We start from the raw sequence: 14,105 nt of genomic DNA on the forward strand, positions 1-14,105 counted from the left end.
CGGGGGACCGGCGCTCAGGGAACCGGCGCTCAGGGAACCGGCGCTCGGGCAACCGGCGCTCAGCAGACTGACTCCCCGGCGACTGGTTCCCAGGGGACTGGCTCTCAGCAGACTCGCTCACGCCCCAGGTTTACCACCGTGACGGGGGCGCCCCCCAGCGCCCCCGTCACATCCCCCACCGCCCCCACCGTGCCCACGAGCCGGATGTGCCCCCGTGCGCACATCCGGGCCGCCACCCCCAGCAGCTCCCGGGCCTGCCGCCGGTCCAGACAACGGTCGAACCCGTCGGCCAGCACCGTCAGCACCTGACGCGCGGGCAGCACATCGGTCGCGGGGTCCACCGCCAGCACCCCCGGTCCGGTCAGCAGCACCAGCGCGAGCGCGATGTACCGCAGCTCGCCGTCCCCCAGCCGCTCCACCGGCATGACCCCCAGCGGGCCCTGTTCCAGCAGGGCGCGCACCACCCCGTCCGCGCGCCCCTCCGTCACCAGGCCCTCGACCGGTCCCGCGCACCCCGCCCGGACCGCCGCGACCAGCGCCGCGTGCCGGCTGCCACACTCCCGGCTGGTCCGCCGCAGCACCGCCGCCAGATTGTCGCAGCCACCGCGTAACCGGCCGTCGCGCGGCGGCGCCGGTGCCCGCATCCGCTCCGGCCTCGGATCGCAGGGGAAGACCGAGCGCAGCGCGATGACCACCTGCTCGGCGGCGGACAGCGCCAGCCGCTGCCCCTCCGTGGTGCCCGCCACCCGCAGCGGCAGCAGCGAGGTGGCCAGCCGGTCGTCGGGCAGCGGAGCGCGGGTGACCGCGACCGCCCCCGCGGTGTGCCAGGCGGCCTGGACGCAGCGCCGCCCCGGATCGCGCAGCGCCGTCTCCAGCAGGGTCTCCCCCGCGCCGGTCAGCCGCTCGCCCACGATCCGCAGCTCGGGCTCGGCCTGCACGGCGACGTCCAGCCGTACCGGCCCGACCGGGCCGTCCACCGTGCAGCCGATCCGGAAGCCGCGCCGCCCCTGCCGGTCCGGGCGGGCCCAGCGCGGGATGTACGCCGCCGGGTCGCGGAACACCTCCGGGAGCCGGGCGCCGCCCGCGAGCCGCGCGAGCGCCGCGTACGCCTCCAGCACACCGGACTTGCCGCTGCCGCTCGGACCGGAGATCAGGGTCAGCGGGCCCAGCGGGAAGGCGGCACGGCGGTGCCTCTTGAAGGCCGACAGCCTCAACTCGGAGACAGTGGGCCGCAGTTCGGTCCTGGGCAGCAGCCCCGATGCGCTCATGCCCGGAACATATCCCTGGAATATACCGGCGAACCGTTACGCCTTCCGTATCTTCCTACCATCGGGGGATAAGGGCGGTTGCTGAAGATGACTCTGAGCAGGAAGATCCGCCAGGAAATGGAGTGGCCGGTGTGACCATGCGTACGGAATGCTCGGCGGCGGCAACAGCGACGAGCGGCACGGGGAGAACGAGCACACCATGAGCGGCACGGACATCACGACGGCGCCCGGCATCCTGGCACCCGGCGGCGAGATCACGGTCAGACTCGTCAAACACCCCCGCCCCGACGTCCGTTACCCCGCGACCGTGGTCGCCGACGACGGAACCCGGGTGACCGTGCGCGCCCCCTGGGCCGGTGCGGCGGTCCGCGACTTCGGCTTCGTCCGCTTCGAGAGCGGTGACGTCTTCACCGAGCACTACTGGCGCGACCGCTGGTACGCGGTCAAGGAGGTCCGGTCGGCCTCCGGTGCGCTCAAGGGCTGGTACTGCGACATCACCCGGCCCACCGTCGTCGAGCCGGACACCCTGGTCGTCACCGACCTCGACCTGGACCTGTGGGTCTCGGCGGACCGGACGGCCGTGCTGCGGCTGGACGAGGACGAGTTCCTGGAGAGCGGACTCACCGAGCGCGACCCGGTCGCCGCCGCGCGGGCCCGCGGCGCCCTCGACGACCTCGAACGGCTCGCGCGCGAGGGCGGGTTCGACACCCTGCTGACCGAGGGCGCGGCGCGGGACGGCCGTGGCTGACAGCACCTTCTGGATCGCCGCCCTCACCGGTGGCACCGCTGTCGTGGCCAGCTGGGTCACCAGCCGCGGCAACACCCGCGCGGCCCGGATACAGGCGGACACCGCGGCGCTCACGCAGCGGGCGGAGCGGCTGCGCGACAGCAGGCGCACGGCTTATCTCGATCTCATCGAACGGGCCCATGGCATCTGCGAGTTGTACTGGGAGGTGTCCGCGGCCGACCGGACCGGTGAGGCCCGGCGCCGCCCCGAGGTCCTCGACGAACTGGCCGAGCGCGAACGCGACGAGTACGGCAAAATGCGCCGCTGCGTCCGGGTGGTGGAGCTGGAGGGCCCGGCGCCGGTGGCCGCCGCGGCGAACGCGCTCCAGAAGGCGACCGGTCCGTTCCACCGGGCCCTGGGCGCGATGCGCTCCGGCGACGCGGAGGCGGTGGGCCGCTTCGATGACGCCTACCGGCCGTTCTGGCAGGCGCTCACGGAGTTCGTCGACACCGCGCGGACCGCCCTGCACGAGGTGTAACGGCACCTCGCACAGGGCGCCTCACGCAGCCGACGCCCCCGCGCCGCGGTAGACCAGTGCCGCCGCCGCGAGATCGGCGAGCCCACTGCCGACGGACTTGAACACGGTGATCTCTTCGCTGTCGCGGCGGCCGGGTACCTCCTCCCTGCACAGCTGCGGCAGGGTGCCCACCACGGCGTCCCGGCTCAGCGCACCGGAGGCGATCGGCTGGGTCAGATCGCCGGACTCCTCCAGAGCGACAGGGGTGTCGATGTAGACCGAGCCCCGCCGTACACAACTGTCGTCCGCCTCCCGCATGGTGGGTCGGAAGCTGCCGATCAGATCGAGGTGGGTGCCCGGCCGCAGCCATGCGCCGCGCACCACCGGCTCGGTGGCCAGGGTCGCGCAGCTGATGACGTCGGCCGACGCCGCGGCCTCGGCCAGGTCCGGGGCCACCCGCGCGTCCATGCCCTCGGCGCGCAGCCGCTCGGCCAACGCTTCGGCGCGTGCGGGGGTGCGGTCATGGATCAGCACGGTCCGGATGTCGAGCACACCGCGGTACGCGGCCGCCGCGAGGCTGCCGACATGCCCCGCGCCGATGACCAGATGGGTCGCGCTGTCCGGACGGGCGAGAAAGGAGGCGGCGAGCGCGGAGGTGGCCACCGTACGGCGCCGGGTCAGCTCGTTGCCGTCGATCAGCGCGAGGTGTTCACCGGTTTCGGCGCCGGCGAGGAGGTAGGCGGAGGACAGCGCCGGGCGCCCCCGGTCGGCGTTGCCGGGGAAGACGTTGACCAGCTTGACGCCCACGAAGTCGCCCTCGGCCCAGGTTCCCCGGGTCGTCCAGGACGGCATGAGAAGCAGGATGGCGTTGCTCGCTTCGTCCAGGGTGTGGTGGTGCCGGGCCGGCGTGTGCGCACCACGGGCGAATCCCTGGCGCAGCGCGGGGACCAGTGCGTCGAACGGCAGCGCACGGACGGTTTCCTCGGCGGTGAAGTGCAGCATGGCGTCCTTGACGTGAGGCGGCTGAGGGGTCGGGATGATACTGCCTGCTACCTATGAGTAATCGGTTACCGGCTACTGGTGCCGGGTACGATGCAAGCCGCTCGCCCCGAAGTCAAGGGCCGGTGGCATACGGGCAGATGGCAGGGACGGAGGAGAGGCAGAGGGTGGCCGAGCCGGAATCCGCACAGCTGCACCGCACCAGGGAATCCGCACCGCTGCACCGCACCAGCCTGCGCGACCAGATCCTCGCGATGGTGCGGCAGGCCCTCGTCTCCGGTGAGATCCGCCCCGGCGACATCTACTCGGCGGCGGCCCTGGCGACCCGGCTCGGCGTCTCCAGCAGTCCGGTGCGCGAGGCCATGCTGACCCTGGTCAGCCAGGGCCTGATGGAGCCCGTCCGCAACCGCGGCTACCGCGTCGTCCCGATGAGCGAGCACGACCTCGACGAGATCCACGAGATGCGGCTGTTCCTGGAGATCCCCGGCACCCTCAAGGCAGCCGCCCACGCCGGACCGGCGGATCTGCGCCGCCTGGAGTCGATGGCGGAGGACATCGAGGCCGCCGCCGAGGCGCGCGACGTCCCCCGGCTCCTCGACGCCGACCGCCGCTTCCACCTCGAACTGCTGGCCCTCGGCGGCAACAAGCGCCTGGTCGACACGGTCGCGGCGCTGCGCGACCGGACCCGGCTGTACGGTCTGGAGGCGCTCGCCGCCCGCGGTTCCCTCGGGGGCGCGGCCGGTGAGCACCGCGCCATCCTGGCCGCCGTCGCCGAACGGGACACCGCCCGGCTGGCGGTCCTGCTCCAGGAACATCTGCGCCATGTCCGCGCCGACTGGGCGCGCCCCGACGCACCGAGCTCCGGCTGACGCCCGGCCCGTCAGCGCACCGCGCCGACCCTGGCCGGGCCACGCACGTCCGCCGCGTGCGCCGTCCCCTCCCGGCGGCGACGGCGTGTCCGCCGTCCCCACAGCGCGAACCCGGCCGCGACGACCAGCAGATACACCGGCACCAGCAGCCCCGCCGCCCCCGCGCCGTGCTCGACGTACCAGCCCGCGTGGCGCTTGTCGCCCTCCAGGGCGATCCGGTTGACGGTCAGAAAGGTCAGATGGACACCGATGGAGGTCCACAGCGGAGCCCGTGCGAGAGCCGTCCGCGCCGCGACCAGGGTCAGCCCGAACACCACCATCAGAATCAGGTAGTCGACCGGGTTCTGCCCGTCGGGCGCGATGCCGATCGGCCCCGCGTCCTCGCCGACCAGCCGCGCCGCCCCGGCCGCCACGACCGTTGACGCCCCCGGGACCAGCAGGAAGACCGCCGTGGTGGCCAGCGCGGTGACCGTACCGCCGAACCGTCCGCGCAGCGAGGTCCAGGTGTAGCCGCGCAGGGTCGTCTCCTCCGGCAGCGCCTCCAGCAGGAACGCGACCACCGCGTTCGAGGCGAGGAACCCGGCCAGCGCACCGGGATCCGGGTCCGACCAGCGCAGCAGACCCCCGGCCGTCGCCGTGCCCAGGACGAGCGCCGCCGCTGCCGCCGTGGCGCCCACCCCGGTCAGGAGGGCGCCCGCGCTCGCCCACGGCCCGCCGAACCCGAGCCGCCGCGGCGACAACCCCCGGTGCGCCACGGCCACCAGCGAAAGCGCGACGGCCGTGACGAGCGCCGCCGGTATCAGTCGCGCCACCAGTCCCGACGCCCCCACGGCGTCGGCGGCGGCCGGGCCCAGCCCGGTACCGGCGCCCAGCGCCGTCGCCATGATGAGCCCGCCGGTCAGCGCCCGGCCCAGCGCCCCCATGCGTGAGGCGCCGGGCATACCGCGCCTGGATTCCGTCATCTGTCCACTCCCCCGTATCCGACCCGGACGCGGCACCCGTACCGAGTGCCGCACCCGTTCATCCTCACCGGCGCTGCGGAGCGCGGGGTCCTACGCAAGGGGGAAAGCGGACTACATCCTTCGACCCACCACGACGGGCCGCCGGGTCAGCCGTCCTCGCGGCGCGGCTCCAGGATCATCACGCACTCCACGTGGTGGGTGACCGGGAAGAGGTCGAACGCCCGCATCCGGCGCGGGACATAGCCCGCCGCGGCGAAGTACGTCAGATCGCGGGCGAGCGCCGCCGGGTCGCAGGCGACGTAGGCGATCCGGCGCGCGCCCATGCCCGCGAGCCGGGTCACGGTCTCCTTGCCCGCGCCCGAGCGGGGCGGGTCCAGCACGATCAGATCGGCCTCGGTGATTCCGGTGCGCGGCAGCACCTGCTCGACCTTGCCGTGCTCGATCCGGACCCGGTCGAAGTCCTGGAGGTTGTGGCGGGCGTCCTCCACCGCGCGCTTGGAGGACTCGATACCGAGCACCGCGCCGCTCTCCCCGACCCGCTCGGCGAGTGCGCCCGCGAACAGTCCGACACCACAGTACAGATCGAGCGCGGTCTGTCCCTTGCGCGGCATCAGGCCCTGCATCACGGCCTCGACCAGCAGATCCGCCGCCTTGGGGTGGACCTGCCAGAAGCCGCCCTCACCGACCCGCCAGGTGCGGCCCGCGGCGCGCTCACGGACGAAGGGGCGGCCGTGGACGCGGTGGACCATCCGGGCCCGGTCCCGGCCGCGGGACTCGCTGACCCGCAATACGGAGACCGGCCGGTCCAGCTCGACGATCGGCAGCCTGCCGCCGGGGCGCGGGGTGAGGACGACCTGACGGTCGGAGGAGCCGGTGGCGGCGATCGCCTCCACCGTCTCGATCTGCGGCCATTCGCGCTTCTCGACGCCGAGTTCGGTGACGCCGGGGGCGGCGATCAGACAGTGGTCCACCGGCTCGACCTCGTGCGAGCGGTGGCGGCGCAGTCCGGGCCGCCCCTGCTCGTCGACGGCGTACTGCACGCGGGTGCGCCAGGCGGGGACCTCACCGCGGGACACCTTGTCGCCCGGCGCGGGCTCGACGGTGCCGTCCCAGCCCGCCTGCTCGGGGGTGAGCCCGGCGAGCCGGCGCAGCTGCTCGATGATCACCTCGGCCTTCAGCCGGCGCTGGGCTCCGGGGGCCACGTGCTGCCAGTCGCAACCGCCGCAGCGGCCCGGTCCGGAGAACGGGCACGGCGCCTCGACCCGGTCCTTGGAGGCGTCCAGGACCCGCACCGCGTCGGCGCGCAGGAAGCGGGCGCCGGTCTCGCCCTCGGTCACCCGGACGACGACCCGCTCACCGGGCAGGGCGTGCCGGACGAAGAGGACCTGGCCCTCCTCGGTGCGGGCGATGCAGTGGCCGCCGTGGGCCACCGGGCCGACCTCGACCTCGTACTCCTCGCCGACCAGCGACGCCTTGGGTTCACGGTGCATGGCGGGCTCGGCTCCTGAAGGGGTGAGAGGGCGGTGGGACGGCGGCCCGGCCGCGGGGTGCGGCCCGGCGGTGGGACAACAGCCCACCAGTCTACGTGCCGCCACCCCTCCCCCGGTCCGGCCGCCGGTGCCCCGGGCCTAGCGTCCCGGGGTCTGCGACTTGGTGCCTGTCCGCTCGCCCTTCGGCGGGGTGACCGGACCGCGCCGCACCGCGCCCGGCGCGTTCCACTCGGCCCGCTTGCGGGCCCGCTTCCGGGCCAGCTCCGAGGAGTCCAGCTGCCAGGGCACGGAGGTCACCATGACGCCCGGGGTGAACAGCAGCCGCCCCTTGAGCCGCAGCGCGCTCTGGTTGTGCAGCAGATGCTCGTACCAGCGTCCGACCACGTACTCGGGGATGTAGACCGAGACCACATCGCGCGGGCTCTCCCGGCGCAGGCCCTTGACGTAGTCGATGACCGGCCGGGTGATCTCGCGGTACGGGGAGTCGAGGATCTTCAGGGGGACGTCGATACCGCGCTCGTGCCACACCGCCTGGAGGGCCTTGGTCTCGGCGGGGTCGACGCTGATGCTCACGGCCTCCAGCCGGTGGGAGCGCATCAGCTTGGCGTAGGCCAGGGCGCGCAGCGTCGGCTTGTGGACCTTGGAGACCAGGACGATGGAGTGTACCCGGGAGGGGCGCACCTCCTCCTCGTCGAGCTGCTCGGTGGCGGCGGCGAGTTCCTCGGAGACCCCGTCGTAGTGGCGGCGGATCGCCGTCATGGTGACGTAGAAGATGAACATGCCCAGCAGGGCGACCCACGCGCCGTGGGTGAACTTGGTCAGCAGCACCACGACCAGCACCAGACCGGTGAAGAAGGCACCGAAGGTGTTGATGGCGCGGGCGCGGATCATCCGCCGGCGCGCAGCCGGGTCCCGCTCGGTGGCCAGATGGCGGTTCCAGTGCCGCACCATGCCGGTCTGGCTGAGGGTGAAGGAGACGAAGACACCGACGATGTAGAGCTGGATCAGCCGGGTCGAGTCGGCGCCGTAGACATAGACCAGGACCGCGGCGGCCGAGGCCAGCAGCACGATGCCGTTGGAGAACGCGAGCCGGTCGCCGCGGGTGTGCAGCTGGCGGGGCAGATAGCGGTCCTGGGCCAGGATCGAGCCGAGCAGCGGGAAGCCGTTGTACGCGGTGTTGGCGGCCAGGAACAGCACCAGCGCGGTGGCCGCGGCCAGCACCACGAACAGGATCGAGCCGTCGCCGAAGACGGCGGCGGCGACCTGCGAGATCACCGGGTTCTGGGTGTAGTCGGAGCCGAGTGCGACCCCCTTGTCCAGCAGGTCACGGGCCGGGTCCTCGGCCATCTTCACGTCGGTGGCCAGGGCCAGCGAGATGATGCCGACGAACATGACGACGGCCAGGCCGCCCATCAGCGCCAGCGTCGTCGCCGCGTTCCGGCTCTTGGGCTTGCGGAAGGCGGGCACACCATTGCTGATCGCCTCGACACCGGTCAGCGCGGCACAGCCGTCGGAGAACGCCCGCAGCAGCAGGAAGATCAGCGCGAAACCGGCCAGCCCGGTGTGCTCGGCGTGGACCTCGTAACCGGCGGTGGGGGCCTTCATGTCGTCGCCGAGGACCAGCCCGCGGTAGGCGCCCCAGATGATCATCGCGAAGACGCCGCCGACGAAGACGTACGTGGGGATCGCGAAGAGCTTGCCCGACTCCCGTACCCCGCGCAGGTTCATCAGCGTCAGCAGCAGGATGATGCCGACCGCGCACAGCGTCTTGTGCTCGACGACGAAGGGGACGGCCGAGCCGAGGTTCTCCACACCGGAGGAGATCGACACCGCCACCGTCAGCACGTAGTCGACCAACAGGGCACTGGCGACGGTGAGCCCCGCCTTGGGGCCGAGGTTGGTGGTGGCGACCTCGTAGTCACCGCCTCCGCTGGGATACGCGTGGACGTTCTGGCGGTACGAGGCGACCACGGTGAACATCAGCACGATGATCGCGATCGTGATCCACGGGCTGTAGCTGTATGCCGACGCCCCCGCCACGGACAGAACGATCATCACCTGCCCCGGCGCGTACGCGACGGAGGACAGGGGGTCGGAGGCGAAGACGGGGAGCGCGATGCGCTTCGGGAGAAGGGTCTCCCCCAGCTTGTCGCTGCGCAGCGCCCGCCCGATCAGGATCCGTTTCGGGAGGTCGGTCAGTTTGGACACGCAGAGGATCGTAAGCGGTAGCTACTTCGGCCGCCCACCCGCCCACCCCCGCTCCTTCGGCGGGGGCGCGCGGTGGGAGGTGCCCGGCCGGGGCAACGGCACAGGAAGCCCGCGGTTACCGCCGGAAAGAACCCTATTCCACCGCTTCCGGGCGCGCGGGACGGCGCTCCGGGGCATATCCCGCACATCGTGCGGGAGGGCGCGCTCGCAAGCGCGGTGACGGCCCGGGATGTCGTACAGCTCACGTCCGCCCGGCGGCGGCGCCACCGCCCGCTTCACCGGTGGTACGAGGGCGGTCTACTGCCCGCGCCACCACGCCCCCAGGACGCCCCACAGACGGCGCGAGCCCGCGGTGCCGGGCGCGGGCTGCTCCGGCCCAGAGGGCTCGGCTGCCGGGGCCGACGGAGCAGGGGCGGACGGCTGCGCAGCGGGCGCGGGGGCGGGTGGCTGCGCGGAGGCCACGGTCGGCATCGCGGCGGGCACCGGCTGCGGAGGGGCCACCACGGGGAAGCGCACGGGCAGCGCCACCAGAGCGCGGGCGAAGGGGCCGGTGCGCCAGGCCAGCCGCTCGGCCGGAACGGCCAGTTCCAGGTCCGGCAGCCGGTCGAGGAGCTTCTCGATCGCCACCGACGCGATCACCCGCGCCGGGCTCTCGGCGGGGCACCGGTGGGGGCCCACGCTCCAGGCCAGATGGGCGCGGTTGCCCAGCCGGCCGACGGAGGTCAGCTGAGGGTCGTTGTTGGCCGCGGCGAAACTGGTGAGGACGGCATCGCCCTTGCGCAGCCGCACCCCGCCCACCTCGACGTCGTACCGGACGAACCGGGTGCCGAAGTTCGCCATCGGCGGGTCGGACCACAGCACCTCGTCCAGCGCGTCCTGCACCGGGAGGCTGCCGCCGGACAGCTCCCCGGCGAACCGGTCGTCGGAGAGCAGCAGCCGCAGCGCGTTGGCGATCAGGTTCAGCTGGGGTTCGGTACCGGCCGCCAGCAGCAGCCCCATCTGCTCGATGAGTTCCTCGTCGGTCAGCCGGGACGGATGGGCGATCATCCAGGAGGTGACATCGGGGCCCGGCTCCCGGCGTTTGACGGCCACAAGCTCGGCCATGTAGCCCAGCATCTCCTCGTTGGCCCGCGCTGACTTGTGGTCGACGTCGAACAGCGCCGTCACCGCGCGGACCAGCTCCCGCCCCTTCTCCGGCGGGGAGCCGAAGAGCTGGTTGAACACCAGCAGGGGGATGATCGCGGCGTACTCGCTCAGCAGATCGGCCTCGCCCCTCCCGGCGAAGGCGTCGATGAGCACATCCGCGCTGCGCTCCACGAACTCGCTGAGCGCGTGCACATCCACCCGGCCGAGGCTGTCGTTGATCGCCCCGCGGAAGCGGGCGTGCTCCTCGCCGTCGGTGAACAGGGCGTTGGGCCGGTACATCAGCATCGGGAGCACCGGGCAGTCCTGGGGCACCTCGCCCTCGGCCAGCGCCCGCCAGTTGCGCGGATCCTTGGCGAACCGCTCGGTGTCGCGCTGGACCTCCAGCGCCAGGGAGTAGCTGGTGATCAGATACGCCCCGAGCCCCGGGGAGAGCTCGACCGGCGCGATCGGTCCCATGGCCCGCAGCCGCGCGTAGAAGGCGTGCGGATCGGCGGCGAAGTCGGCCCCGTACAGCGGCACGCCGTGGCCACCGACGGGACTCCCCTGGGCCGGGCCGCCGGTGTGCGCGGGGCACCCCGGTGGCGGTACCGGGCCGGCCCCGACGTCTGAGCTGTAGGTCACGCTTTCTCCTGCGGGGTGCGGGTGTGGAGGGACTGGAGGTGCTGGACGAGGGCGATCAGGGCGCGGGTGGAGGAGATCCGGTTGCGGGCGTCGCAGACCACCAGGGGGGTTTCGGGGAGCAGATCGAGCGCCTCCCTGATCTCCTCTTCGGCGAAGACCGGCGACCCCTCGAAGCGGTTGACGGCCACCGCGTACGGCAGGCCCTGCTCCTCCAGGACGGACATCACCGGGAAGGACTGCTCCAGCCGGCGGGTGTCGGCGAGGACGAGCGCGCCCAGCGCGCCCTGGGTCATGTCCTTCCACAGCCGGGTGAACCGGTGCTGGCCGGGGGCGCCGAACAGATACAGCACCAGCGAGTCGCTGAGGGTGAGCCGGCCGAAGTCCATGGCGACCGTGGTGGTGGTCTTCTGCTCGGTACCGGCGAGATCGTCGACCAGCGCCCCGGCCTGCGTCATCGTCTCCTCGGTGCGCAGCGGGCGGATTTCGGAGAGCGAGCCCACGAAGGTCGTCTTGCCGACCGCGAAGTGACCGACCACCAGGAGCTTGACGGCCGTCCGCACACTTCCGGGCAGATAGACCGCCTGTTCAGAGGCGAGCGCGGAGTCCATCGAGCACCTCCTGCAACAGCTGCGTCTCGGGGAGTTCGGCGGGGGGAATCGGGGACCGGGTGGTGATGTGGCCGCTGTCCACGAGATCGCCCAGCAGGACCTTGGTGACGCTCACCGGCAGCTCCAGATAGCCGGCGACCTCGGCGACGGAGAGCGCGCCGCCGAGGCAGAGTTCCATCACCCGCCGCTTCTCCGGGCTGAGCCCGGAGAGCGGACGGTCGGTGTGGGCCAGGACCAGGGTCACCAGGTCGAAGGTGTTGCGGGTCGGGTAGGCACGGCCGTCGGTCACGACATACGGGCGTACCAGTCCTCGTTCGCGCCGGCCGGGGCTCATGCGGAGCTGCCGAAGCCCTGCCGCCCGATGTCCTGCCGCGGCGGACTGGTGAGTTCCTTGCCGAGCCGGTCGACCAGTTTCTGCATCCGGTAGCTGACCGCCTCCATGTCCACCGTCTCGGTGGCGGAGACCGCGAGATAGGCGCCGGGTCCGGCGGCGATCAGGAAGACATAGCCCCCGACGAACTCCACCAGGGTCTGCTGCCAGGGGGTCTCGTGCGGATCGCAGAACTCGGAGGTGCTGCGGCTGATGGACTGGAGTCCGGACAGCGCGGCTGCCTGACGCTCCGCCTCGTCGCGGGGGATGCCCGCGGAGTGCGCCCGCAGCATCCCGTCCGCGGACAGCAGGATCGCGTGCCGCGCCTCCGGCATCTTGACGACCTCGTCGAGCATCCAGCCCAGCTCGTTGTTCATGTGGTCGTTCATGCCTGGCGATTCCCTTCTTCACGGTGGGGGGCGGCGTCCTCGGGGTGGGGGGCGGTTTCCCGGTGGGCCGCTCGGCCGGAGCGGGTGCCCCGGGCGAAGGCGCCCATCCGCTGGGCGGTCTCCTCTGCGGAGCGGACCCGGTGCGAGCCGGTGTCCGGCTCGGTCTGGCCGACCGGCGGCGGTCCCGGCGCGTCGGTGGCCTGACGGCGGCGGCGCTTGGGGAGTCCGCCGGCCGTCACACCGAGGTTGTGTGCGGCCTCGTCGTCCGCGGCGGGTGGGGCCGCCGCGGGCGCGGGATCGGGGGTGTAGGTGACGGCGGGGGGCCCGGCCTGGGCCGGTATCCCCGCGGCGGCGGGTGCGGATCCGGGCGCCGGGCTCTGGGGCGCGGCGCGACGGCGGGTCGGACGGGAGGGAAGGGTCTGCGCCGGGGCGGCCGCTTGCGCCTCCGGGGCCCCGGCGGCGCCACGGGTACCGGCGTCGATGTGGGTGAGCAGCGCGGAGGGGAGGAACAGCACGGCGCGCACCCCGCCGTACGGCGACCGGGTGTCCACCGAGACGCTGAAGCCGTACCGGGCCGCGAGCAGTCCGACGACGGCGAAGCCGAACTGCGGCGGGTCGCCGAGCCGGGAGACGTCCACGGCGCGCTGTCCGGACAGCAGGGTGGCGGCCCGCTGCACCTCCAGGCCGTCCATGCCGACACCGGCGTCGTCGATCACGATGCAGGCGCCGTTGTGCACCGGTTGCAGGCTGACCTCGACGCTGGTGTTGGGCTGGGAGTGCCGGGCGGCGTTGTCCAGCAGCTCGGCGACCGCGAGCACCACCGGCTCCACCGACCGGCTCACCACGGCGACATCGATCAGGCTGTGCACCTGCACCCGCTGGTAGTCGCGGATGCGCGACTTCGAACCGCGGACGACATCGGTCAGCGAGGAGGCCAGCCGCTGGCGTCCCGGCCAGGAGCCGCAGAGCACGGCGATGGCCTGGGCCCGCCGGCCGAACTGGGAGTTGGCGTGGTCGATCTCCAGCAGGTCACGCAGCACATCGGGGTTGTCGTGCCGGTCCTGCATCTGCGAGATGGACACCTGCTGCTCATGGGCGAGCCCCTGGAGGGCGCGCATCGACGCCTTGAGCGCGGACTTGGCGGAGGCGTCGGCCCGTGCCTGCGCCTTGTCCACCGCCCGTGTGAACTGCTCCACGACGGCGTGCAGGCCCTGCGCGAAGGTGGTGCCGGCCAGCTTCTCGTCCTTCAGCCCCGGCAGCGGAGTGGGCAGGTTCACCCCGTCCGCGACGGTGGGAAGCCGGACGTCGACGAGATGGCGCACCTCCTCGTCCCGGGCCCGCAGGCTTTCCTCGAGTGTGGCGTTGCGCCTGCGCACGCCCGCGGTGATCCGCCGCTGACGCGTCAACAGCACCAACACGACCAGGGCGACGACGGCCAGACACCAGCTCACCGCCTCCGATATGTGATCAGTCATCAGGAACCTCGTGCAGAGAACGCGGGCGCCGGGCGCGGAAGGAACGATTCAGAGCCCTGATGTCCCGTCCGGAAACGGAATACGGCGATCATCTTAGCCACGCCATGGCCGAGTGTCCGACGCCAGGAACACAGTTCGAACACGGCGGACTCTATTGTTATTTGCCGTGACGGTTCGGTGAAGGTCCTGGACGCGGGGCGAAGATGACGCGAATGCGACGCGGGAAAAACCCGGGACCACTTCTCCGGCACGGACCGATGTGATCGTCCACCGCATTTCCACGAGTTCGCCCCTATCGGAAATGATCAGTATTCCACCCGGTCCCGACGCCCTCTCCACCGCCCCGGGGAACTTTCCCATCGGTACGGATACGGTGGGGACTAGCGCCGCGGTGACGACAGTCCGTCCCCGCTGACGCACCAGCGGCGGGGACCGGGTGTCCCCACTGTTGCCCCG

At 72.5% G+C, this 14,105-nt stretch carries 13 protein-coding genes; 3 read left to right on the top strand and 10 right to left on the bottom strand.

Annotation, left to right across the window (positions count from 1 at the left end; all coding sequences use genetic code 11):
* Window positions 1–104 precede the first annotated feature (104 nt).
* Window positions 105–1,268, bottom strand: a complete 1,164-nt coding sequence (locus AC4BEG_RS08030; RefSeq protein WP_490705213.1) for an AAA family ATPase — start codon at window positions 1,266–1,268, stop codon at window positions 105–107.
* A 199-nt stretch (window positions 1,269–1,467) separates the two neighbouring features.
* On the opposite strand from AC4BEG_RS08030, the gene AC4BEG_RS08035 reads away from it, so the two are divergent.
* Both AC4BEG_RS08035 and AC4BEG_RS08040 read left to right on the top strand, forming a co-directional pair.
* The gene (locus tag AC4BEG_RS08035) at window positions 1,468–2,016 is read left to right on the top strand and encodes a ribonuclease FAU-1 family protein (protein ID WP_490707022.1); all 549 of its coding nucleotides are present in this window, start codon (window positions 1,468–1,470) and stop codon (window positions 2,014–2,016) included.
* Window positions 2,009–2,533, top strand: coding sequence for a hypothetical protein (locus AC4BEG_RS08040; protein ID WP_490705214.1), 525 nt, complete (start codon window positions 2,009–2,011; stop codon window positions 2,531–2,533). Before AC4BEG_RS08035 ends, AC4BEG_RS08040 begins: the two co-directional genes overlap by 8 nt.
* A 21-nt stretch (window positions 2,534–2,554) precedes the next feature.
* Here the strand turns inward: AC4BEG_RS08040 and lhpI are convergent, their stop codons facing one another.
* Window positions 2,555–3,514 carry a bifunctional Delta(1)-pyrroline-2-carboxylate/Delta(1)-piperideine-2-carboxylate reductase gene (lhpI, locus tag AC4BEG_RS08045; RefSeq protein ID WP_490705215.1) on the bottom strand — a complete coding sequence of 320 codons (960 nt, stop codon included), beginning with the start codon at window positions 3,512–3,514 and terminating at the stop codon, window positions 2,555–2,557.
* A gap of 164 nt (window positions 3,515–3,678) precedes the next feature.
* On the opposite strand from lhpI, the gene AC4BEG_RS08050 reads away from it, so the two are divergent.
* Entirely contained in the window at window positions 3,679–4,380 is a 702-nt protein-coding gene (locus AC4BEG_RS08050) for a GntR family transcriptional regulator (RefSeq protein ID WP_490705216.1), read from the top strand.
* A gap of 11 nt (window positions 4,381–4,391) precedes the next feature.
* On the opposite strand, the gene AC4BEG_RS08055 is transcribed toward AC4BEG_RS08050, so the two are convergent.
* From AC4BEG_RS08055 to AC4BEG_RS08090, 8 genes are all read right to left on the bottom strand, one after another.
* Window positions 4,392–5,342 (bottom strand): CPBP family glutamic-type intramembrane protease, encoded by a 951-nt coding sequence (locus AC4BEG_RS08055; RefSeq protein WP_490705217.1) that lies wholly within the window; start codon window positions 5,340–5,342, stop codon window positions 4,392–4,394.
* Between the two features lie 146 nt (window positions 5,343–5,488).
* Window positions 5,489–6,832: a class I SAM-dependent RNA methyltransferase gene (locus AC4BEG_RS08060; RefSeq protein WP_490705218.1), complete on the bottom strand. Its 1,344-nt coding sequence runs from the start codon at window positions 6,830–6,832 to the stop codon at window positions 5,489–5,491.
* A 138-nt stretch (window positions 6,833–6,970) separates the two neighbouring features.
* Window positions 6,971–9,040: an APC family permease gene (locus tag AC4BEG_RS08065; RefSeq protein WP_490705219.1), complete on the bottom strand. Its 2,070-nt coding sequence runs from the start codon at window positions 9,038–9,040 to the stop codon at window positions 6,971–6,973.
* Between the two features lie 297 nt (window positions 9,041–9,337).
* Entirely contained in the window at window positions 9,338–10,642 is a 1,305-nt protein-coding gene (locus AC4BEG_RS08070) for a cytochrome P450 (RefSeq protein ID WP_490707023.1), read from the bottom strand.
* A 161-nt stretch (window positions 10,643–10,803) separates the two neighbouring features.
* Window positions 10,804–11,415, bottom strand: a complete 612-nt coding sequence (locus AC4BEG_RS08075) for a GTP-binding protein (protein ID WP_490705220.1) — start codon at window positions 11,413–11,415, stop codon at window positions 10,804–10,806.
* Complete coding sequence (locus AC4BEG_RS08080) at window positions 11,393–11,749, bottom strand: DUF742 domain-containing protein (RefSeq protein WP_201878597.1); 357 nt, start codon at window positions 11,747–11,749, stop codon at window positions 11,393–11,395. Before AC4BEG_RS08080 ends, AC4BEG_RS08075 begins: the two co-directional genes overlap by 23 nt.
* Window positions 11,746–12,174, bottom strand: coding sequence for a roadblock/LC7 domain-containing protein (locus tag AC4BEG_RS08085; RefSeq protein ID WP_201878595.1), 429 nt, complete (start codon window positions 12,172–12,174; stop codon window positions 11,746–11,748). Before AC4BEG_RS08085 ends, AC4BEG_RS08080 begins: the two co-directional genes overlap by 4 nt.
* A complete protein-coding gene (locus AC4BEG_RS08090) occupies window positions 12,171–13,649 on the bottom strand; it encodes an ATP-binding protein (RefSeq protein ID WP_490705221.1) in 1,479 nt (492 codons plus the stop codon). Before AC4BEG_RS08090 ends, AC4BEG_RS08085 begins: the two co-directional genes overlap by 4 nt.
* Window positions 13,650–14,105 lie beyond the last annotated feature (456 nt).

Source organism: Streptomyces sp. JLBJ103 (genome assembly GCF_058215575.1).

Coding starts and splice junctions, on each gene's coding strand:
- AC4BEG_RS08030 (WP_490705213.1), bottom strand. CDS start 1,268: ATGAGCGCATCGGGGCTGCTGCCCAGGACCGAACTGCGGCCCACTGTC.
- AC4BEG_RS08035 (WP_490707022.1), top strand. CDS start 1,468: ATGAGCGGCACGGACATCACGACGGCGCCCGGCATCCTGGCACCCGGC.
- lhpI (WP_490705215.1), bottom strand. CDS start 3,514: ATGCTGCACTTCACCGCCGAGGAAACCGTCCGTGCGCTGCCGTTCGAC.
- AC4BEG_RS08055 (WP_490705217.1), bottom strand. CDS start 5,342: ATGACGGAATCCAGGCGCGGTATGCCCGGCGCCTCACGCATGGGGGCG.
- AC4BEG_RS08060 (WP_490705218.1), bottom strand. CDS start 6,832: ATGCACCGTGAACCCAAGGCGTCGCTGGTCGGCGAGGAGTACGAGGTC.
- AC4BEG_RS08070 (WP_490707023.1), bottom strand. CDS start 10,642: ATGGGACCGATCGCGCCGGTCGAGCTCTCCCCGGGGCTCGGGGCGTAT.
- AC4BEG_RS08075 (WP_490705220.1), bottom strand. CDS start 11,415: ATGGACTCCGCGCTCGCCTCTGAACAGGCGGTCTATCTGCCCGGAAGT.
- AC4BEG_RS08080 (WP_201878597.1), bottom strand. CDS start 11,749: ATGAGCCCCGGCCGGCGCGAACGAGGACTGGTACGCCCGTATGTCGTG.
- AC4BEG_RS08085 (WP_201878595.1), bottom strand. CDS start 12,174: ATGAACGACCACATGAACAACGAGCTGGGCTGGATGCTCGACGAGGTC.
- AC4BEG_RS08090 (WP_490705221.1), bottom strand. CDS start 13,649: ATGACTGATCACATATCGGAGGCGGTGAGCTGGTGTCTGGCCGTCGTC.